Annotated in this window: 19 protein-coding genes; 9 read left to right on the plus strand and 10 right to left on the minus strand. The window is 74.0% G+C overall.

The features are described from left to right. The first annotated feature begins 9 nt into the window (after positions 1 to 9). The 4 genes from AC1DQC_RS13260 to AC1DQC_RS13275 all read left to right on the plus strand — a co-directional run bounded on the left by AC1DQC_RS13260 (position 10) and on the right by AC1DQC_RS13275 (position 4,953). Positions 10 to 993, plus strand: coding sequence for an ABC transporter substrate-binding protein (locus AC1DQC_RS13260; RefSeq protein WP_477051711.1), 984 nt, complete (start codon positions 10 to 12; stop codon positions 991 to 993). 62 nt (positions 994 to 1,055) lie between these two features. Next, positions 1,056 to 3,200, plus strand: a complete 2,145-nt coding sequence (locus tag AC1DQC_RS13265) for an iron ABC transporter permease (RefSeq protein WP_477051712.1) — start codon at positions 1,056 to 1,058, stop codon at positions 3,198 to 3,200. Between the two features lie 86 nt (positions 3,201 to 3,286). Continuing rightward, complete coding sequence (locus AC1DQC_RS13270) at positions 3,287 to 4,189, plus strand: siderophore-interacting protein (protein WP_477051735.1); 903 nt, start codon at positions 3,287 to 3,289, stop codon at positions 4,187 to 4,189. A 170-nt stretch (positions 4,190 to 4,359) separates the two neighbouring features. Further along, positions 4,360 to 4,953: a hypothetical protein gene (locus AC1DQC_RS13275; protein ID WP_477051713.1), complete on the plus strand. Its 594-nt coding sequence runs from the start codon at positions 4,360 to 4,362 to the stop codon at positions 4,951 to 4,953. 130 nt (positions 4,954 to 5,083) lie between these two features. Here AC1DQC_RS13275 and AC1DQC_RS13280 read toward each other — a convergent pair whose 3' ends face one another. The 9 genes from AC1DQC_RS13280 to AC1DQC_RS13320 all read right to left on the minus strand — a co-directional run bounded on the left by AC1DQC_RS13280 (position 5,084) and on the right by AC1DQC_RS13320 (position 16,084). Further along, entirely contained in the window at positions 5,084 to 5,908 is an 825-nt protein-coding gene (locus AC1DQC_RS13280; RefSeq protein WP_477051714.1) for a DUF2510 domain-containing protein, read from the minus strand. A gap of 201 nt (positions 5,909 to 6,109) precedes the next feature. Next, complete coding sequence (locus AC1DQC_RS13285; protein WP_477051715.1) at positions 6,110 to 7,282, minus strand: VOC family protein; 1,173 nt, start codon at positions 7,280 to 7,282, stop codon at positions 6,110 to 6,112. Between the two features lie 39 nt (positions 7,283 to 7,321). Then, positions 7,322 to 8,644 carry an FAD-binding oxidoreductase gene (locus tag AC1DQC_RS13290; protein WP_477051716.1) on the minus strand — a complete coding sequence of 441 codons (1,323 nt, stop codon included), beginning with the start codon at positions 8,642 to 8,644 and terminating at the stop codon, positions 7,322 to 7,324. Positions 8,645 to 8,744: 100 nt separating this feature from the next. Next, positions 8,745 to 9,581 carry an alpha/beta fold hydrolase gene (locus tag AC1DQC_RS13295; RefSeq protein ID WP_477051717.1) on the minus strand — a complete coding sequence of 279 codons (837 nt, stop codon included), beginning with the start codon at positions 9,579 to 9,581 and terminating at the stop codon, positions 8,745 to 8,747. Positions 9,582 to 9,608: 27 nt separating this feature from the next. Continuing rightward, positions 9,609 to 10,433 carry an alpha/beta fold hydrolase gene (locus tag AC1DQC_RS13300; RefSeq protein ID WP_477051718.1) on the minus strand — a complete coding sequence of 275 codons (825 nt, stop codon included), beginning with the start codon at positions 10,431 to 10,433 and terminating at the stop codon, positions 9,609 to 9,611. Positions 10,434 to 10,463: 30 nt separating this feature from the next. Beyond that, the gene (locus tag AC1DQC_RS13305) at positions 10,464 to 11,246 is read right to left on the minus strand and encodes an SDR family NAD(P)-dependent oxidoreductase (protein WP_477051719.1); all 783 of its coding nucleotides are present in this window, start codon (positions 11,244 to 11,246) and stop codon (positions 10,464 to 10,466) included. A gap of 52 nt (positions 11,247 to 11,298) precedes the next feature. After that, positions 11,299 to 14,043 carry a helix-turn-helix transcriptional regulator gene (locus tag AC1DQC_RS13310; protein ID WP_477051720.1) on the minus strand — a complete coding sequence of 915 codons (2,745 nt, stop codon included), beginning with the start codon at positions 14,041 to 14,043 and terminating at the stop codon, positions 11,299 to 11,301. Positions 14,044 to 14,156: 113 nt separating this feature from the next. Beyond that, positions 14,157 to 14,408 carry a hypothetical protein gene (locus tag AC1DQC_RS13315; protein WP_477051721.1) on the minus strand — a complete coding sequence of 84 codons (252 nt, stop codon included), beginning with the start codon at positions 14,406 to 14,408 and terminating at the stop codon, positions 14,157 to 14,159. After that, on the minus strand, positions 14,405 to 16,084 hold the full coding sequence (locus tag AC1DQC_RS13320) for an MFS transporter (protein ID WP_477051736.1): 1,680 nt from the start codon (positions 16,082 to 16,084) through the stop codon (positions 14,405 to 14,407). Before AC1DQC_RS13320 ends, AC1DQC_RS13315 begins: the two co-directional genes overlap by 4 nt. Here AC1DQC_RS13320 and AC1DQC_RS13325 point away from each other — a divergent pair. The 5 genes from AC1DQC_RS13325 to AC1DQC_RS13345 all read left to right on the plus strand — a co-directional run bounded on the left by AC1DQC_RS13325 (position 16,071) and on the right by AC1DQC_RS13345 (position 19,272). Next, positions 16,071 to 16,607 (plus strand): TetR/AcrR family transcriptional regulator, encoded by a 537-nt coding sequence (locus tag AC1DQC_RS13325; protein WP_477051722.1) that lies wholly within the window; start codon positions 16,071 to 16,073, stop codon positions 16,605 to 16,607. The two genes, AC1DQC_RS13320 and AC1DQC_RS13325, sit on opposite strands and share 14 nt — an antisense overlap. A gap of 94 nt (positions 16,608 to 16,701) precedes the next feature. Next, complete coding sequence (locus AC1DQC_RS13330; protein ID WP_477051723.1) at positions 16,702 to 17,526, plus strand: pseudouridine synthase; 825 nt, start codon at positions 16,702 to 16,704, stop codon at positions 17,524 to 17,526. 78 nt (positions 17,527 to 17,604) lie between these two features. Then, a complete protein-coding gene (locus tag AC1DQC_RS13335) occupies positions 17,605 to 17,916 on the plus strand; it encodes a YtxH domain-containing protein (RefSeq protein WP_477051724.1) in 312 nt (103 codons plus the stop codon). Next, a complete protein-coding gene (locus AC1DQC_RS13340; protein WP_477051725.1) occupies positions 17,913 to 18,404 on the plus strand; it encodes a DUF427 domain-containing protein in 492 nt (163 codons plus the stop codon). The genes AC1DQC_RS13335 and AC1DQC_RS13340 overlap by 4 nt, the downstream gene beginning before the upstream one ends. A 40-nt stretch (positions 18,405 to 18,444) precedes the next feature. Then, a complete protein-coding gene (locus AC1DQC_RS13345; protein ID WP_477051726.1) occupies positions 18,445 to 19,272 on the plus strand; it encodes an ArsR/SmtB family transcription factor in 828 nt (275 codons plus the stop codon). A gap of 102 nt (positions 19,273 to 19,374) precedes the next feature. On the opposite strand, the gene AC1DQC_RS13350 is transcribed toward AC1DQC_RS13345, so the two are convergent. Further along, positions 19,375 to 19,875, minus strand: coding sequence for a gluconokinase (locus AC1DQC_RS13350; protein WP_477051727.1), 501 nt, complete (start codon positions 19,873 to 19,875; stop codon positions 19,375 to 19,377). Between the last annotated feature and the right edge of the window lie 48 nt (positions 19,876 to 19,923).

The raw sequence follows: 19,923 nt of genomic DNA on the forward strand, positions 1-19,923 counted from the left end.
GACATCCCTGTGCGCACGCTGACCTTCCCTGCCCTGCTCGCGGGCGCCGCCCTGCTGCTCGCTGCCTGCGGCACCACCGAGGAGGCGGCGGGTGCCGCGCCCGTCGAGTCGGCCGCCGCGACCGGCGGCCCGATCTCGGTCACCGACGACCGCGGCACCGTCGAGCTCGACGCACCCGCCACCAAGGTCGTCTCGCTCGAGTGGGGCCTCACGGAGAACCTGCTGACGCTGGGCGTCACGCCCGTGGGCGCGGCCGACGTCGCGGGCTACAACACGTGGGACACGGTCGTGCCTCTGGACGCCTCGACGCCGGACGTCGGCTTCCGCGGCGAGCCCTCGCTGGACGCGATCGCGGCCCTCGACCCCGACCTCGTGGTCACCACCACGGACCTGCCCGCCGAGGTCATCGAGCAGATCGAGGCCGAGTACCCCGTCATCGCGCTGCGCGGCTCGGACGCGTCCGACCCGATCGGCAAGATGCGCAGCACGCTCGAGATCCTGGGCGAGGCGACCGGGACGTCCGAGGAGGCGGAGGCGGCGCTCGCCGACTTCGACGCGGCGGTGGACGAGGCGAAGGCCACGCTGGACGGGGCCGGCAAGGCGGGCGCCGCCTTCACGTTCGCCGACGGCTGGGTGACCGACGGCGCCGTCTCCATCCGCATGTACACCCCGGGCTCCTACCTCGGCGGCGTCGCGCAGCTCCTGGGCCTGACGAACGCGTGGACCGGCGAGGGCGACCCCGACTACGGCCTCGCGCAGACGGACGTCGAGGGTCTGACCGGCCTCGGCGACCTCGAGTTCCTCTACGTCGGCAACGACACCGACGGGGGCGACGCCTTCAAGGACGGGCTGACCGGCAACGCGATCTGGGAGCAGCTTCCGTTCGTGGTCTCGGGCAGCACGACCCGGCTGCCCGACGGCATCTGGATGTTCGGCGGCCCGCGCTCGGGCGAGGCGTTCATCGACGCCGCCGTGGACGCGATCACAGCCTGAGGGCCCTCTCGGCGGGCGGCTCCCCGCCGGCCGCCCCCATGACGACCCGGGAGCACGCACCCATGAACGTGAACGCACCGACGCCTGCAGGACCCGCAGCGCCGGTCACCGCGGATCTCGCACCCACCCGTGCACCCGCGGCGTCGGGCACCACGCCGGACGGGGGATCGGCGCGCGGGCGCATCGTGGCGGTGTTCGTCGCCGCAACCGCCGTGGTCCTGCTGCTCGCCGCGGTCGACCTCACGCTCGGCACGTCGCGCGTGGGGCTCGGCGACCTGCTGGGCCTCCTCACGGGTTCGGGCGACGACGAGGCCCTCGCGGTGCTCGTCGCGTCGCGCGCGCCGCGGGTGCTCGCCGGGCTGCTGGTCGGCGTCGCGCTGGGCATGTCGGGCAGCGCGCTGCAGTCGGTGGCGCGCAACCCGCTGGCGTCGCCCGACACCCTTGCGGTCAACGCCGGCGCGTACTTCACCGTGGTCCTCGCCGCCGTCACGGGGTTCGCGCTGCCGTTCGCGGTGAGCGGGGCGCTGGCCTTCGTCGGCGGGCTCGCGGCGGCCGCGCTCGTGCTGGCCATCGCGCGCGGCGGAGCCGAGGGGCCGACGCGCCTGGTGCTCGCGGGTTCGGCGACCATGCTGGCGCTGTCGTCGGTGACGATCCTGCTGATGATCCTGTTCGCGCAGGAGACGCAGGGGATGTTCGCGTGGGGCGAGGGCTCCATCGTGCAGTCCGGGACCACGAAGGTGGTCCAGGCGGCGCCGGTGGTGCTGGCCGCCGGGATCGCGCTCGTGGTCTGGGCGCGCCGGCTCGACGTGCTCGCGCTCGGCGACGACACCGCGTCGGTGCTCGGCCTCGACGTCCGCCGCACGCGCGTGGTCACGGTCCTGCTCGCGGTGCTGCTGGCGGCGCTCGCGGTGACGGTCGCCGGGCCGATCGGGTTCGTCGGCCTCAGTGCGCCGGTGATCGCGAGGCTGGTCGCGGGCCGGGTGCCGGGGATGGCGCACCACCGGCTCCTGCTGCCGTTCGCGGCACTGACCGGCTGCGTCGTGGTGCTGGCCGCGGACGTGCTGCTGCGGCTCGCGGTGCCGGGCGTCGCCGGCGTCGCCGTCCCGACCGGCGTGGTCACCACCCTGTTCGGCGCGGCGATCATGGTCTGGCTCGCGCGCCGCCTGCGCGACTCCGGCCCGGCGCGCAGCACCGCCGCGGTGGGCGCGCACCCGGCATCGAGGAGGCGCGTCGCGGTCGTCGTCGGCGTCCTCGTCGTCGCCGTGGTCGCCGCGCTCGTGGCCGGCTTCCTGCTGGGCGACCGCCTGCTGCTGATGGGCGACGTCGCGAACTGGTTCGCCGGGGTCGGCGGGCGGCAGGTGAGCTTCGTGCTCGACCAGCGCACCCCGCGTGTGCTGGCCGCGCTGCTGGCCGGCGCGGCGCTCGGGCTCGCGGGCACCACGGTGCAGGCGGTCGCGCGCAACCCGCTGGCCGATCCCGGCCTGCTCGGCATCACCGGCGGCGCGGGCGTCGGCGCGGTGCTCGCGATCGTGCTGGTCCCCGGCACGACCATCTGGGTCGTCTCCGCCGCCGCGTGCCTGGGCGCGCTGGCCACGTTCGCCCTCGTCTACGGGCTGGCCAACCGCCGCGGGCTGAGCTCCGACCGGCTGGTGCTGGTCGGCATCGGCGTCTCGGCCGTGGCGACCTCCCTGATCACGCTCATCGTCGTCCTGACCAGCCCCTACAACACCACCATGGCGCTCACCTGGCTGTCGGGCTCGACCTACGGGCGCACGGCCGCGCAGGTGTGGCCGGTCGCGATCGCGCTCGTGGTCCTCACTCCGCTGGTGCTGCGCTGGCGCCGCGACCTCGACGTGCTGGCGGTCGACGACGACGTGGCGCGCGTGCTCGGCGTGCAGCTCGAGCGAACGCGCCTCGGCGTGCTCGTCGTGACGGCCCTGCTCACGGCCGTGGCCGTGTCCGCGATCGGCGTCGTCGGGTTCGTCGGGCTGATGGCGCCGCACCTGGCCCGGTCGCTCGTCGGGTCGTCCCACGGGCGCGTCGTCCCCGTGGCGGCCCTGCTCGGCGCGCTGCTGGTCAGCGTCGCCGACACCCTCGGCCGCACGGTCATCGCCCCCGCGCAGATCCCCGCCGGGCTGCTCACGGCCCTGATCGGCGCCCCGTACTTCATCTCCCTGCTGTGGCGGACCCGAAGGAGCGCAGTGTGACGAACGACCGTGTGAGGACAGCCTCACCTTCCTCTACTCTGGTCGACGTGCCCGTCCAGGTCGAAGCCCCCGCGCTGCCCTTCCGCATGTTCGCCGTGCGGGTGGCCGCGGTGCAGCCGATGTGCCCGAGCGTGCTGCGCGTGACGTTCACGGGTGACGACCTGGACCGCTTCGCCGACAACGGCTTCGACCAGCGCATCAAGTTCTTCCTGCCGCTGGCGGACGCCTCCTACGACGAGCTGCTCAGCCTGTCGGGAAGCGGCGACTGGTACGGCCGCTGGCGCGCGATGCCCGACGACCGCCGCCACCCGATCCGCACCTACACGGCCCGCGGCGTCCGGCAGGACCGGCGCGAGATCGACGTCGACATCGTGCTGCACGGCGACCTCGGTCCGGCCTCGCGCTGGGCGCTGTCGGCCGCACCCGGCGACGACCTGGTGATCCTCGGCCCCAACGCCGAGGCCGCCGGCCCGCACGGCGGTGTCGACTTCGTGCCCCCGGCGCACACCGACCGCCTGCTCATCGCCGGCGACGAGACCGCGCTGCCCGCCATCGCGGGGATCCTCGAGCGCCTGCCCGCCGACGCCCGCGGCGAGGCCCTGATCGAGATGCCGCTGTCCGGCGACCGCCTGCCGCTGGTGGCGCCGGCCGGGGTGACGGTGCGCTGGTACGGCCGCGACGGCCGCGCCCACGGCGAGCTGCTGATCCCGGCGGTGCAGTCGGCGGCCGCCCGCCTGCTGCCCGGGCAGGCGCCCGCGCCGGACATCGAGCTCGAGGACGTGGACATCGACGGGGGCCTGCTGTGGGAGGTGCCGGTCGACGAGGCGGGCGCGCCGCTGCGCAGCGACGCCGCCCTGTACGCCTGGCTCGCCGGTGAGGCCGCCGTCATCAAGACCCTGCGCCGGCACCTCGTGGCCGAGTGCGGCGTCGACCGCAAGGCCGTGGCGTTCATGGGGTACTGGCGGGCGGGGCGCTCCGAGGCGAACTGACGGTGCGGGTCCCGCGCACCCTCTCTTGCCGCCGGGGCGCTGCGGACGGACACTGAGCGCATCCCTTCCGGTCGGAGGTGCTCGACGTGCACGACGACTCCGCATTCCCTGACGTCCTCCCGGTGCTCTCCGCCGGGCACCATCGGGACCCCCGCGACGGGGGATGTCTCATGGAGTGGGTGAGCCTGCTCGCCGGTGAGCGCTGGAGCGACCACCCCGCCTGCACCCATCGACTGCTCGCCCACCTGGCTCGCTCGGTCAACGACCGCGTGAGCGACGCGGCGCGGCCTGCGCTCATCCACCTGCTGCCGTCGCTGACCGGCGCCCGGAGCGACGACCGGTCGTGGTCGCTCGAGATCGCCGCGGTCACCGTGCGGCACGCCCTGCGGTGCGCGGGCGCGCAGGACGCGCGCGAGCTCGCGGTCGCCCTGGGGACGCTCGACCGGCTGCTCGCGCCGACGGACGGGCGCGCACCGGGCGAGCCGCGCGCGACCACCACCGAGGCGCTCGCGACCGTCCCGGCGGCTGCCGCGTGGGCCGCGGAGTTCACACGGGCCATGGGTACGCCGCGGCACGTCCGCGGCCTGACGCGCGGGATCGTCGACGCCTCGATCGCCACCGTCGCCGCGTCGTCCGGCGCCGACGACGCGCTCGTCGCGATGCTCACCGACGCCGTCCTCACGTGCCAGGGCCTCGCGCTGGCCGACCGCTCTGCAGGGGCGATGTCGGAGAGGTTCGAGCCGAGCGAGCTCACGTCCCGCTGACGATCACCAGCTCGTTGCCCTCGGGGTCGACGACCCGCGAGCGACCGTCCGACTCGTCCAGCAGTCGGCCGCCGGCGGAGAGGGTCGTGGCGAGACCCAGACCTCAGACGAACCCTCGGGCGGCCGGTCGCTACATGCGGCTGAGGATGTCGGCCTTCTTGCTCGAGAACTCCTCGTCCGTGAGGATCCCGGCGTCGCGCAGTGAGGCCAGCTTCGTGATCTGTTCGAACAGGTCCTCGGGTCGTGCGCCGATCTCGACTGCGTCGACTGTGATCTCCGGGGCTACCTGCGCGACAGCAGCGGTGAGCGCTCGCACGGGCGCGACGGACGGCGCGGGCCCGGCCATCTCGTAGCTGATCTCCCGGCGGACGGTATTGGTCGCCTGGTGACGCAGACCGTCGATCTGGATCGACCGGTGCTCGAGCGCGAGCCTGGCGTCACGAGCAGTCGCGTTGATCACCCGCTGCGCCCCGGGCCCGTCGGCGATGTCGTCCATGGTCACAACCTCGCGCGTGGCTCCCCTCTGCACGTGGACGGTCACTGTGTAGACCCCCCGGACCTTCTGCGTCATCGACTGGCGAACGTCGACGTCGACCACGTCGGCGGCCGCCACCTGCTGGGCGTCGGTTCGCAGGGTGCCCTTGGCGAGGTGCAGGTAGTAGATGTCGAGGGAGTAGCGTCCGGTCGTCAAGCCGCCGACTCCTTTGCCGACGGAAGACCAGAGCGTGCCGTGGGGAACGTCAAACTCGCTCGACGTGAGCCGGCCCGCGGCGGCCGTCGCGGCGCCCTTGAGGCGGGACGTCTTGGACGGTGCCAGCCCGTCCGCAGCCTCGTCCTCGTCCTCCAGAGTCGCTGCATGGACGTGTTCGGTCCACGCCGAGCCGTCCCAGTATCGGGAATGGCCGGCGTCGATCGGGTACCAGCCCGCAGGCGCCTGCTGGACGTTCGTAGTCATGACAATTTCTCCATCGCAAGGGTGTTGTGGGCGAGAAAGACCGGGGCGGGATCGATGCTCCGCCGAGCGCGACGGCCAACCCCAGTGGTGAACGCCGGGCGCTAGTTATGACAAAAACACTATCGGCGCTGGCTTGCCGCGGTGGGGGACCAAGGTCTCATCGGGTCCTCCCGGAGGTGTTGCAGTCAGCTGAGCGGGAGCTCACGTCGCGCTGACGATCACCAGCTCGTTGCCCTCGGGGTCGGCGACCCGCCGCCGACCGTCCGACTCGTCGAGCAGTCGGCCGCCGGCGGAGAGGGTCGTGGCGAGGCGCGCCTGCGCGAGGTCCGCCGGCACCGCGAGCTCGAGGTGCGTGCGGTTGCGCTGTCGGAGACGCTCCGTCTCCGACGTGTCGATCTCCTGGAACATCAGCACCGGGTTCAGCCGCCGCGGGTCGTCGATGTCGAGGACCCAGGCCCGCGGGTCGGGCGTGTACCCGAGCGCGGCGACCCAGAACGCGCGGACCGCGTCGATGTCGGCGGCGTCGAGGACGAGCTGGGCGAAGCGGGGGACGCTGAGATCCACCGTGGCCCCGAGGTCGCGGGCGGCGGCCTGAAGGTGCTCGGCGAGCTCGGCGAACTCGAGCTCGAGCCCATGGGCCTCGGCCTCCCACAGGTCCTTGCCGCTGTCGAGGATCACGAGCCCGGGGCGCAGGTCGACCAGCAGCGGGAAGCCCGCCCCGTCGGCCAGTGCCGCGGCCGCGGCGGCCAGGTCGCGCTGTTGCGTCGGCGACGCGGTGCGGTAGCAGGCCATCGCGCTGAACACCGCCTGCCAGTCGGCCGTCCCGCCGCTCTCGCTGAGCGCGTCGCCCGGCACCAGGTCGACCTCGTTGCCGTCGGGGTCGACGTGCCGGACCCCGAACGGTCCCGAGGCCTCACCGAGATCCGCCTGCTCGACCGCCGCGGCGGGCCGCACGACGTCGACGTGGAACCGGTTGCGTAGTGGTCGTGACTCGGTCGACCGGCGGATCCGTAGCGCGGGGTCGCGCCGCAGCGGGTCCGCCAGGCCGCCGGCGTCCGTCGTGGCGTAGTCGAGCGCGCTCTGCCAGAACGGCCGGACCGCCGACGGGTCCGCGGACTCGAGCACGACGCTCAGGTGCTGCAGCGCGGCAGGGTCTGCTCCCAGCCCGAGGTCCCGCGCAGCCGCGGACACGGCGTCTCCGTGCTCGGCCGAGCCTGGACGGACGCGCACGCCCGAGGAGCGCAGGTCGACCGCGATCTCGGGCGACACCTCCACGATGCGCGCGGCCAGCTCGGCCCCCGCGCTCAGCGACGGCGCGTCGAACCAGGCCGTCGTCACGCCGTCGATCCTGTGCCAGTCCGTCGCGCTCGGCATGGTCGGAGCCCCTCCGTCGGGTAGCGGTCGTGTCCCGGCTCAGGCCGGGGGGACGTTCTGGTTGAGCCGGAAGACGTTGTCGGGGTCCCAGGCCGACTTGACCTCCTGCAGTCGCGCGAAGGTGGCGGGTCCGTAGGCCCGGTGCACGCCCGCGACGCCCTCGACGCCGAGCGCGTTGACGTACACGCCGACGCTCCACGGCTCGATCGTCGCCGCGAGGCGCCGGCAGGTCGCGGCGTGGCGCTCGTCGTCGGCCGGGTCCTCCCACTTGGCGCCCACGTCGTACTCGAACCGGGTGTCGCGGTGCGCGAAGGCCGTCGCCGTCGGGTCGACGTCCGCGATGGCGCCGCCGTACGCGACGAGGCTCGCGGCACCCAGATCCGCCTCGGTGTGGGCGAGGAACGCCTCGAGGGCCGCGTCGGGGAGCTCCCGGACGTAGTGGCTCTTGGCGTAGCGCCGGAAGCCGTACGCCGAACCGACGTCGGACTGCCGCTGCAGGTCCAGGTAGCTGATCGGCGCGACGCGGCGGGCCAGCACGTCGCCGAGGCCGTCGAGCCGCGCGATGGTGGAGGCGGCGTCGTCGGGCGGGCCGACCCAGACGAATCCGAGCGTCAGCGGCGAGCCCGCGCGCACCTCTGCGAAGAGGGTCGCGCGCCTCGGCGCGTCGTCGGACCACGCCAGCCACGCCCGGAGCGCGTCGAGGCCGCGCGCCGGATCGAGGTCCACCTCGGCGACGAGCGCCTGCGTGCCGACGTCGTGCAGCGCGAGGTCGAAGCGCGTGACGACCCCGAAGTTGCCGCCCCCGCCCCGCAGCGCCCAGAACAGGTCGGGGTGCCCGTCGGCGGTCGCGTGGACGAGCTCGCCGTCCGCCGTCACGACCTCGTACCCGAGCGCGTTGTCGCAGGTCAGGCCGCGCTCCCGGCCGAGCCAGCCGACGCCCCCGCCCAGCGCCAGGCCGCCGATGCCCGTGTGCGACACGATCCCGGCGGTGGTCGCGAGCCCGTACGGCTGCGAGGCCGCGTCGAGCGAGCCGAGCAGCGCCCCGCCCTGCACCTGCGCCGTGCGGGCTGCCGGGTCGACGGCGACGGCCCGCATCCGGGACAGGTCGATCATGAGGCCGCCGTCGGGCACCGCCCAGCCCGCCGCGCTGTGCCCGCCGCCGCGCACGCCGAGCGGCAGGCCGAGGTCGCGCGCCGCCCGCACCGCGGCACGCACGTCGTCGGTGCCGGCGCACCGCACGACGTACGCGGGTCGACGGTCGACGGCGCCGTTCCAGACGACGCGCGCAGCGTCGTACTCGGGCGAGCCAGGGACGAGGACCTCGCCCTCGAACGTGGCGGGCAGGGCTCCGGCCGTGGGCATGTGACGACTCTGGCCGCTCCCGGGCCGGTCTGCCAAGGGTCGCAGCACGCTCGATCGGGCGGCGAGGCGCCCGATCGAGCGTGCCGGCGGCGCCGCAGTCCTACGCCACGGAGTCGGCGACCACGGGCGCGGGGGCGCCGAAGCCCTTCGTCGCGAGCCAGTCGAGGACGACCTCGGCGACGTCGGACCACCCGGCGTCGATCGTGAGCGAGTGCCCCTTGCCCTCGAACTCGTGGTACTCCGTCGACGAGGCGGTGTTGTCGGCGTACAGGCGGAACACCTCGCGCGTCACCTTGGCCGGCACCGTGTGGTCGACCGAGCCGGAGGTGAGCAGCAGCGGACCGCGCACGGCCGTGTGGGTGTCGACGGTGGCCGGCGACCGGCGGGAGAAGTTGGCGGCCGCGTCCTCGAACAGCGGGCGGCCCGGGCCCGGGATGGTGAACGCCTCCCACAGGCTGTCGGACTCCTCCTGGCTGAGCGCGTTGCCGAAGCTGTAGCGGAACTCCTTCGCGGTCAGTGCGACGGTGCGCTTCTTGTTCGCCGGGTTGCCGAGCACCGGCAGCCCGGACTTCAGCTGCGAGAACGGCAGCGCCTTGACGCCCTTGATGGGTGCCGGGTCGATGGCGACGGCGGCGACAGCGAGGTCGTGGGCGAGCAGCTCCTGGGCGATGAGGCCGCCGAACGAGTGGCCGATCACGATCGGCTTGATGCCCTGCGCCTCGAAGATGCCGGCGTAGTGCTCGCAGATCGCCGTGATGCCGACGTCGTTCTGCGGCTCGGGGTGCTCACGGGTCTCGGCGACCGTGGCGGCCTCTCCCGGCCAGCCCGGGGCGGTCGCGGTGAAGCCCCGCGTCGCGAGCAGGTCGATCCAGGGTGCCCAGGCGGAGGCGTGGATCCAGAGGCCGTGGATGAGGACGACGGGCGGGTTCTCGGTCATGGGTGCTCCTTGGAGTGGGACGGGGACTCAGCGCCCGGCGGCGTCGAGGATGACCTGGGCGACGGCGTCGGGACGGCTGAGCATCGGGACGTGCGAGGTGTTCAGCTCGACGGTGTGCGATCCGGCACGGGCCGCCATGGAGCGCTCGGCCTCGGGCGGGATCGCGTGGTCCCTGGTGGCGACGACGTACCAGGACGGGATGGTGCGCCACGCGGGGACGCCCGACGGGGTGCCGAGGGCCGAGGCCAGCAGCGGGCGCTGTCCGGCGGCCATCACCGAGGCCTGCGACGCCGGCAGGTCCGCCGCGAAGACGTCGCGGAAGTACGCGGGATCGACGTAGGCGTCGACGTCGCCGGGCGCGGCGCCGGCCGTGGGGCGGACGACGATGTGCTGGCCGAGCAGGGCGGTCCCGCCGCCGAGCGCGTTGGCGGCCCCGATGCTCTCGCCCTCGTCGAGCGCGTAGGCGGCGACGTAGACGAGGGCCTGGACGTTCGCGTTGCCGGTCGCCGCGTTCGTGATGACGGCGCCTCCGTACGAGTGCCCGACCAGCACGATCGGCCCGGGGACGGTCGCCAGGAACGAGCGCAGGTAGTCGGCGTCCGGGGCGATGCCCCGCAGCGGGTTCGCCGGCGCGTACACCGTGTAGCCCTTGCGCTGCAGGCGCTGCGTGACCTCCGACCAGCTCGACGCGTCCGCGAACGCCCCGTGCACGAGGACGACCGTCGGCTTGGGTGCCTCCGGGCGGTGCGCGCTCGCGCTGCCCATGCTGAACGCGGCGGCGAGGCAGAGCAGGATCGCGGTGGCGAGCGTGCGCACGACGACGCGTGCGCTCCGGGTGGTCGGTGCAGGCATGGTGCGCTCCTCAGAGGTGGAGGCGGCCGGTCACAGGGTGGTGACGAGCCCGCCGTCGATGCGGATGTCGATGCCGGTGGCGTTCCCCGCGCGGGATCCGGCGAGCAGGACGACGAGGTCGGCCACCTCGTCGGGACGGGTGAACCGGCCGGTGGCGGAGTCGGCAGCCGCGCCGGCGGCGACCTCCGCCGGGGTCCGGCCGCTGCGGGCGGCGATCGTCTCGGCGACGCCACCTCCGCCGAGCCAGAGGTCGGTAGCCACGGGCCCGGGGCTGATCGTGTTGACCCGGACGCCGAGCGGGCCGACCTCGCGGGAGAGCGACTTGCTGTAGCTCGACAGCGCCGCCTTCGCTGCGCTGTAGTCGACCACCGCCGGGTCGGGCAGCGTGGCGTTCACCGAGCTGATCGTCACCACGGACGACGGCGCGCTGGCCAGCAGGTGCGGCAGCGCGGCCCGGGTGGCCCGGACCGCCGGCATCAGGTTGGTGGCGAACGCCCACGACCAGTCGTCGTCGGACACCGCGGTGACGCCGTCGAGGCGAGGACGGACCCCGCCGACGTTGTTCACCAGGACGTCGAGCCGGCCGTGCGCGGCGATCGCGGCCCCGACGAGCAGGCCCGGCCCCTCGGCGGTGGCCAGGTCACCGGTGACGACGTGCACCCGGTCGCCGAACGACTCCAGCTCCGCGTTCGGCGACCGCACGCCGGCGACCACGAGCGCACCCTCGGCGACCAGCGCGCGCACGATCGCGAGACCGATCCCGCGGCGCGCGCCGGTGACGACGACGACCTTGCCTGCCAGCTCCTGGTCCATGCCTCCACCGGACCACGGCGTCCGATTCGTCCGCGCCCGGGAAACACCCCAGTCAGTGCGCCGGGACCCCCAGGAGGCCGCGCAGCTCGCGCCGTGAGGTCGCGCCGGTCTTGCGCAGGATCTTGGTCATGTGGAACTCGATCGTCGACGAGGTGACGAACAGGTTCGATGCGATCTCGGCGTTCGTCATGCCGCGCGCGGCAAGGGCGGCGATGCGCGACTCCTGGGGCGTGAGCGTCCCGTCCGCCCCGTCGCGCGCCGGTGCGGAGGCGCGCTCGCCGGTGGCCAGCAGCGCGGAACGTGCCCGCTCCGCGAACGCGCCCGCGCCCATCGCAGCGAACAGCTCGTGCGCGCGTCGCAGCTGCGTCCGCGCGTCGACGCGCCGGCCCGTGCGGCGCAACCACTCCCCGTAGAGCAGGTGGGCGCGCGCGACGTCCGTCGCCACGCCCGTGGTCCGGAGCAGTGCCACGGCGGCGACGAACAGGTCCTCGGCCTGGTCGTCCGGTGCGAGCAGCGCCTGCGAGCGGGCCAGCAGTCCCGCCGCCAACGGCGTCGAGGCCGCGACCGCCCGGTCCGCCAGCCGGTCGAGGGCACGCCGGGCACCCGCCTCGTCTCCCGCACGGGCGGCCGCCTCGACCAGGTCCGGCAGGGACGTGCTGGAGAACCCGGGCGTGTCGTCGTCGAAGATCTCGGTGAGCAGGTCGCGCGCGACCGCATAGTCCTGCTGACCGAGCGCCAGGACAGCCAGGCAGTGCGCGGCGAACGAGGTCCAGAGGCCGAGGCTCTGCTGGCCACGCATGAGGGCAGCCAGCTCTCGCGTCTGCGCGTCGCGGCCCTGCCACGCGTACAGCAGGACCCACGGGACCTCGCTGCGCAGGCCATAGGCCGCGCTCAGCTCCTGGCTCTCCGCATACAGCACGGTGGCCTCGGTGAACCGCCCCTCGCGAACCAGGCCGGCGGCGCCCGACGAGAGGGTGACGGACAGGTCGACCAGCGCGCCCTCCTGGCGGAGCCGCAGCTCGAGCCGGCCGACCAGCTCGCGCCGTGCTGCCTCGTCCCACAGCTCGTCGCACGCCATCATGGCGAGCAGGACCGCGCCGACGGTGTTCCGGCCGAGGTCGCCGGCGTCGACCGTCAGCGCGTCGAGCGCCCCACGCATGGGGCCCACGGCGGCCTCGTAGCCCGAGCCGATCCGGGTCGCGAACGCGTCGAACAGCTGGTCGAGAGCCTCGGACCGCGGACGCCGCGCCGCCGAGGACAGCGTGGCGGCAGCGACCGCCCGGTGGGTGGTCCCGCTCAGGTACCGGCCGGCCATGATGGCCGACAGCAACCCCTCGCACAGGCAGTCGCGGATGAAGGCGGTGTCGCCCGGTGCCGCCTCCGCGACGGCATGCATGAGCGTCGCGGCGGCCTGGGCGGGACGCGCACGCGCGATGTCGATCTCGGCCTCGACCAGGAGCCCCCGGGCCCGTTGCGGACCGGTCGCCGACGAGGCGCTCTGCCCGACGAGGACGCCGGCGGTCTCGAGGTCTCCGGAGAGGACGTATGCGTCGGCAGCGTCCAGCGCCCGGCGCAGCGCGACCGTCGGGTCCGTCGTGAGCTCGGCGGCGCGTCTCAGGAACGTCGCCTGCGCGGCGTAGCCGCCGCGCGCGCGGGCGCGCAGGGCGGAACGCTCGAGCTCGACCGCGACCGCGTCGTCCGGGGCGCCGGCCGCCTCCGCCAGGTGCCATGCCCGCCGGTCGGGATCGGTCGGGGCGGTCGCGTCGGCGAGCGCGGCGTGGGCCGCCCTGCGGGCGTGCGGTGCCGCGGAGCCGTAGATCGCGGAGCGCACCAGGGGGTGGGCGAACCGGACCTCGTCCCGCACCGAGCAGATCTCCGCCACCGCTGCCTGGTCGGCGTCCTGCGGGGTCAGCCCTCGTAGCTGGGCGGCGCGCCACACGGTCTGCGGATCGTCTGCCGATCCGCAGGCCGCGAGGAGCGCGAACTCCTGCGCCGCGCGGGGCAGGGCGGCGACGGCCCGCAGGAAGTAGTCCTGGATCCCGCTGGCCAGCGGCAACGGGTCGGGCAGTGCTGCGGTGCCGGCGCGCTGCTGTGGGCTGAGCGACTGGGCGATGGCGATCGCGGCGAGCGGGTTGCCGTTGCTGTGCGCGACGATGCTCGCGACGACGGCCGCGTGCACCCGGCCGGTCACACGCTGGGCGAGCAGGGTCGTCGCCGCCGGCAGCGTGAGCCCGGCGAGCTCGATCCGGTCCAGACTGTCGAGCGCCGACAGGACCGCGGCCTCGTCCCGCGTCGCCAGCACCAGCGCGACGGACTCGCGCTCCAGCCGGCGCGCGACGAACGCCAGCGCGTCGAGCGACTCACGGTCCACCCAGTGCGCGTCGTCGACGACGCAGAGCACGGGAGCCGGGCCCGACGCGCCCAGGATCGTCAGCGTCGCGAGCCCGACCAGGAACTTGCTCGGCGTCGGGCCGTCGGCCTCGCCGAAGGTGACCTGCAGCGCCGACCGCTGCGGTGCCGGGAGGCGCGCGACCTCGTCGGCGAGGGGACGGAGGATCCGGTGCAGGGCGGCGTAGCTCATCTGGCGTTCCGGCTCGGACCCGGACACCCGCAGCACCCGCGCTCCGGGCGCGGCGTCGACCATCTGCTGCAGGAGCCGGCTCTTGCCGATCCCGGCCTCGCCGACGAGCACGACCGACCGTCCGACCCCCGCCGACGCGTCGGCGACCAGGGCGTGCAGCATGCCCGCTTCGGCCTCGCGGCCGACCAGGACTCCGGCCCCACGACTGTCGGTCATCGCTACGCCTCGCAAGCTGTCGGCGCCGCTTCGCCGCCGCGGTGGAACGGACGGTTGCCCGGTACAGGCGTGAACGTATCGCGCCGAGATGACGGGCGAGGGCGGATGCGTCCCTAGGACCGCGCGGGCGCCATCCGCTCGGCGCGCGCGACCGCATCGGGCACGGTCAGCCGGCTCACCTCGCCGCTCGCCTTGTCGACGAGGCGGGGCCCGTTGGCGATCGGCCCGGCGCTCCGCCCACCGCTGGTGTCGAGGACCACCAGCAGGAACGACGACGCGTCCTCGCGCACCCGGCGGCGGTCCACGCGCAGGTCAGCGGAGCCCAGGGTCGCTTCGACGGCCGCGACGGCCTCGTCCAGGGTCATGCCGCCATTGTCGCCGGTGCGTCGGACTCGTCGACCGGTGCGCTCCGCGGCAGGGCCAGCGCCGCGACGAGCGCGATCGCCGCCAGCGCCGCCGCGACCCAGAAGAGCGCCGACGACCCCGTCGCGACCGCCGCCCGCGCCGCCGACTCGACGGCCGTCGGCAGGGACGCGAGGCGCTCGGGCGTCAGGGACGCCGCGTCGACGCCGTCGGGCATCGCGCCGGCGACGGCGCTGGAGAACAGGGCGCCGAGCGCGCCCGCGCCCACCGCGGCACCGATCATCCGCATGAAGCCCGCGGCGCCGGTGGCCGCGCCGACCTCGTCGGGGCGCACGGAGTTCTGCACGAGCACCATGGGCGTCTGGAAGAGCAGCCCGATGCCGAACCCGGCCAGCACCATGTAGCTCGCGGTGACCCAGGCGGACGTGTCGACGGTCATGGTGGCCAGCAGGACGCTCGCCGCCACCACCACCGCGGTGCCGAGCACCATGGCCGGCCGGAAGCGCGCGGGTGTCGTCGTGAAGCGGCCCGTCAGCACGCCGACCACGATCGCCGGCAGCAGCAACGGGAGCAGCAGCAGGCCGCTGTTGCTCGCCGAGTGCCCCTGCACCAGCTGGAGGAACACCGGCAGGTAGGTGATCGCGCTGGTCATGACGGCGCCCATGGCCAGGGCGAGCACCACGAAGGAGAGCACGACCGACCGGGTGCGGAACAGGTCGAGCGGCAGGACGGGGTGGGTGGCCCGACGCTCGACGACGACGAGCGCGCCGATGGCGACGGCGGCGACGAGCAGGGCGCCGAGCACCTGCCACGAGCCCCACCCGTACCGGTGTCCGCCCCACGTGGCGGCGAGCACGAGGCCGGAGCTCGCGAAGACGACGGCGACGAGCCCGGCGACGTCGACCCGGCCGCCGCGGGGGCGTGCCGGCAGGCGGACGAAGGCCAGCACGCCGGCGATCGAGGCCAGGACCAGCGGCACGTTCAGCAGGAAGATCCAGCGCCAGCCCAGGTGCTCGGTGATGACGCCACCCGCCCACGGCCCGACGATCATCGACACGGGCGCGATCGCGCCGAGGATGCCCTGGTAGCGGGCGCGCCGGTCGGGCGGTGCGACGTCCGCGACCACCGCGAGCAGGCTGGTGAACGTCATGCCAGCCCCGAGACCCTGCAGCGTCCGCGCGGCGATGAGCGCGCCGATGCTCGGCGCCAGGCCGGTGAGCACGGAGCCGACGCCGAACGCGACGAGGGCGACGAGCAGCAGGGGTCGACGGCCGAAAATGTCGCCCAGACGGCCCGCGACGATCGTGCCGATCGCCATGGCGAGCAGGTACGACGTGGTGATCCAGGCGAGATCGTCGAAGCCGCCGAGGTCTCCCGCGATCGTCGGCAGCGCGGTGGCGGCGACGAGCGCGTCGAGCTGGAGGGGGACGAGGGCCAGCACGAGGCTGACCATGATGAGCCCKAGGCGCCTCGGGCTCAGGCCGTTTTCCGGCGGGCGTGGCATCGTGGCGGTGGCCATCTCATTGCTCCTTACTTGTCGACCGGCTAGTAACGCGTCGAGGGTAGTCCCGGTTACTTGCCGGTCGTCAAGTAGGCTTGCTGAGAGCTGCCACAGGAAGAGGAGTCCGATGCCCCGCGACGGGAGTGCGACGAGGGACCAGATCGTGGCCGTCGCTATGCGCCGGTTCGTCGAGCACGGCTACGACAAGACCTCGTTGCGCGAGATCGCCGACGAGGTCGGTGTCACCAAGGCCGCGCTCTACTACCACTTCCGCACCAAGGAGGACATCGTCGGCAGCGCGATGTCCGGCTATGCCGAGCGGTTCGACGAGCTGGCGTCGTGGGCTCGGACGGAGCCGCCGGGGCGCGCGCGCGACGAGCAGCTGGTCGACCGGCTGCTCGCCCTCGTGCAGTCCGACGGCGGGATCATCCTGAGGTTCGGGCAGACCAACCCCGCGGTCGTCGAGCGCAGCGAGTTCGGCGGCATGCAGCTCGGCGTGCTGCGCACCCTCGTGTCGGCCATCGCGGGCGACGACCCCACGCCCGAGGCCTCGCTGCGCGCGACGCTGCTGTTCGCGGCGCTCATGCTCGGCGCCGTCGGAGGGGAGTCGCCGCTGCCGATCGGCGGCGACCAGGCGACCCGCACCGCTGCCGCCCGGGCGGTCGCCCTCGACCTGCTGGCGCCGCTCGGGGCGCCGTAGCGTGCCTCCCCGATCACCCCTGCCGCCGCGCCACGGCCTGAGTGCCGCGTGGCTGCGCACCCCCGACCGCACCGACACCGATAGCTGGCCGACGATGGGCGACTGGTTGCGGGACAGGCTGCCGGCGCACGTCGACGTGGCCGACATGCTGGAGCACGGGCGCTTTGTCGACGAGGACGGCCGGGCGGTGCGCGCGGACGACCCGTACGGCCCCCACCGGTTCGTCTGGTTCCACCGCGACCTGCGCGAGGAGCCCGAGGTGACCGCGCCGATCCACGTGGTGCATCACGACGAGCGCCTCGTCGTCGTCGACAAGCCGCCCTTCCTGTCCTCGATCCCGCGGGGCCGGCACGTGCAGCAGAGCGTCGTCGTCCGCCTGCGCGCCCAGCTGGGCCTGCCGGACCTCTCCCCGCTGCACCGCCTGGACCGGGTCACGTCCGGGCTGCTGATGCTCGCGACCGAGCCGCGGTGGCGGGGTCCGTACCAGACGCTGTTCGAGCGCCGGGGCGTGCGCAAGACGTACTGGGCGGTGGCGCCGGTGCGCGAGGATCTCGAGCTCCCCGTCGTGGTCCGCAACCACCTGCGCAAGGAGCGCGGCTCGTGGCAGGCCGAGGTGGTGCCCGGCGCCCCGGTCAACGCGGAGACGCTCGTCGAGCTCGAGTCCCAGGCCGCCGCGCGCGGGGTCTACCGGCTGACCCCTCGCACGGGCCGTACCCACCAGCTCCGCGTCCACCTGCACGGCCTCGGCATCCCGATCGTCGACGACCCGCTGTACCCCGAGGTGCTCGACGTCGAGGTCGACGACTTCAGCCGCCCCCTGCAGCTGCTCGCGGGGGAGCTCGCGTTCACCGACCCCGTCGACGGCAGCGACCGCCGGTTCCGCAGCGTCCGCCGCCTCCCGCTGCTCGCCGGGGGCTGAGTCGGCGGCCTCTGCCGCGCGGTGGCGCCGATCCCTGCCTACGCTCGGACCTTCGGACGAAGCTACGGAGGACCGCGCATGAAGAGGCTCGTGTTTCTCGCCGGCGTCGGCGCCGGGTACCTGGTGGGCACCCCGTCGGGTCGCCGCCAGCTGGCCAAGTTCAAGGTCTGGGCCACCGACGTGTGGCAGGACCCCCGCGTGCAGGGGTACGTCCAGGAGTACGAGGGCAAGGCGACGGAGTTCGCCAAGCAGCAGGGCGCCGCGCTCTGGGAGAAGGCCGTCGACACCGCCACCGGGGCGATGTCGGGCTCGACCAGCAAGTACGACCGCGACGACGCCGTCGTCGAGCCCCTGATGGACGCAGACGACGCCAACCCCGGGCAGCGGTGAGGCCGACCCCTGCGCCGGCAGCGCCCGGCCAGGAGTCGGTCTGGGACTACCCGCGCCCCCCGCGCGTCGAGCGCACGGCGGAGCACGTCGTCGTGACGCTCGACGGGCATCCGGTGGCGGCGACCACGGACGCCGTCCGCGTGCTCGAGACGAGCCATCCGCCGGTGTACTACCTGCCCGTCGACGCCTTCGAGCCCGGCGTGCTGGAGGCGGCCGTCGGGTCCTCGGTCTGTGAGTACAAGGGGGCCGCCGGCTACGTGTCGGTGCGCGTCGGCGACCGCCTGCTCTCCCGCGTCGGGTGGACCTACCCGGCGCCGCTGCCGGGTTACGAGGTCCTCGGCGACCGCGTCGCGCTCTACGCCGACGACCTGACCTGCACGGTCGACGGCGAGCGGGTGCAGCCTCAGGCCGGCGGGTTCTACGGCGGCTGGATCACCTCGCGCGTGGTCGGCCCGTTCAAGGGGTCGCCGGGCTCCCGCGGCTGGTGACCGTTGACATGTGACTAATCAGTCACCTATTGTCGACGGCATGGACGAGGACCTGGTGTTCAAGGCGCTTGCGGACACCTCCCGTCGCCACCTGCTCGACCAGCTCTATGCGCGTGACGGCCGCACGCTCACAGAGCTCGAGCAGGGCCTCGACATGACCCGGTTCGGGGTCATGAAGCACCTCAAGGTGCTCGAGGAGGCGGGCCTCGTGGTCACCCGACGATCGGGGCGGGAGAAGCTGCACTTCCTCAACGCCGTCCCGATCCAGCAGATCCACGAGCGGTGGATCGACAAGTACGACGTGCGCGGCGCCGAGCGCCTGCACGCGTTGACCGACCTCAAATCAGCCCTGGAGTCCACCATGAGCACCACCGACACGGCCACCACGACCGTCCTCGTCAACCGCATCTGGATCAAGGCCGACACCGCGACGGTGTGGCGCGCGATCACGTCCCCCGAGTGGAACGACCGCTACGGGTACAAGTGCGCCAGCACCTACGACCTCACGCCCGGCGGCGCGTTCAGCACCGAGCCGTCCGCCGCGATGATCGAGTACGGCGGCGCGTCCGCCGGGCAGCCGATCGTCGACGGCGAGGTGGTCGAGGTGGTGGCGGGCAGCAAGCTCGTCCAGACCTGGCGCACCCTCTGGGACGCCGAGGCCAGCACCGAGGGGTTCACGCGGCTCACCTACGAGCTCGAGGAGCGCGGCGAGGGGATCACGCAGCTCACCGTCGTCCATGACGTGACCGGAGCCCCGCGGACCGCGGCGCTCGTCTCCGGCGACCTGCCCGAGTTCGGCGGCGGCTGGCCGCAGATCCTGTCGGACCTGAAGACGGTGCTCGAGACGGGCGCGTCCCTGGAGGGCTGACGCCACCTCCCCGCCGCCGAGAACGGCACTTCCCCGCGAGAACGGCACCCTGAACTGCCGTTCTCACGGCGAAGTGCCGTTCTCGCGCGACCGGCGAGTGGCTCAGGCGTGCAGCAGGCGGAGCGCCTCGTCGACGACCTGGTCCGGGGTGCCGTGGACCGGCACGTTCACGCCGTCCTCGTCGGGACCCAGGGGTTCGAGGGTCGCCAGCTGGCTCGCCAGGAGCGTCGCCGGCATGAAGTGGCCCCGGCGCACCGCGAGGCGCCGGGCGAGCTCGTCGGCGGGGACGACCAGGTGCACGAAGCGGACGCGGCCCTCGGCGGTGCGCAGGACGTCCCGGTAGGCGCGGCGCAGCGCCGAGCAGGTGACCACCGTGGAGCCGCCCGCGGCCGTCATCGCGTCCCGGATCGCACGCAGCCACGGGGCGCGGTCCGCGTCGGTCAGCGCCCGGCCCGCGTGCATGGCCGCGACGTTGGCGGCGGGGTGGAGGTCGTCGCCCTCGATCATCGGCCGCCCGAGCCGTTCCGCGAGGAGCGCCGCAGTCGTCGACTTGCCGGTCCCGGACACCCCCATGACGACGAGGTGCTCGACGGCGCTGCTCACGGCCCCAGGGTCCCACGTCCTGCGAACCACCTGACGGGCGCGACCGGA

The organism is Cellulomonas sp. P4_H12 (genome assembly GCF_056400905.1).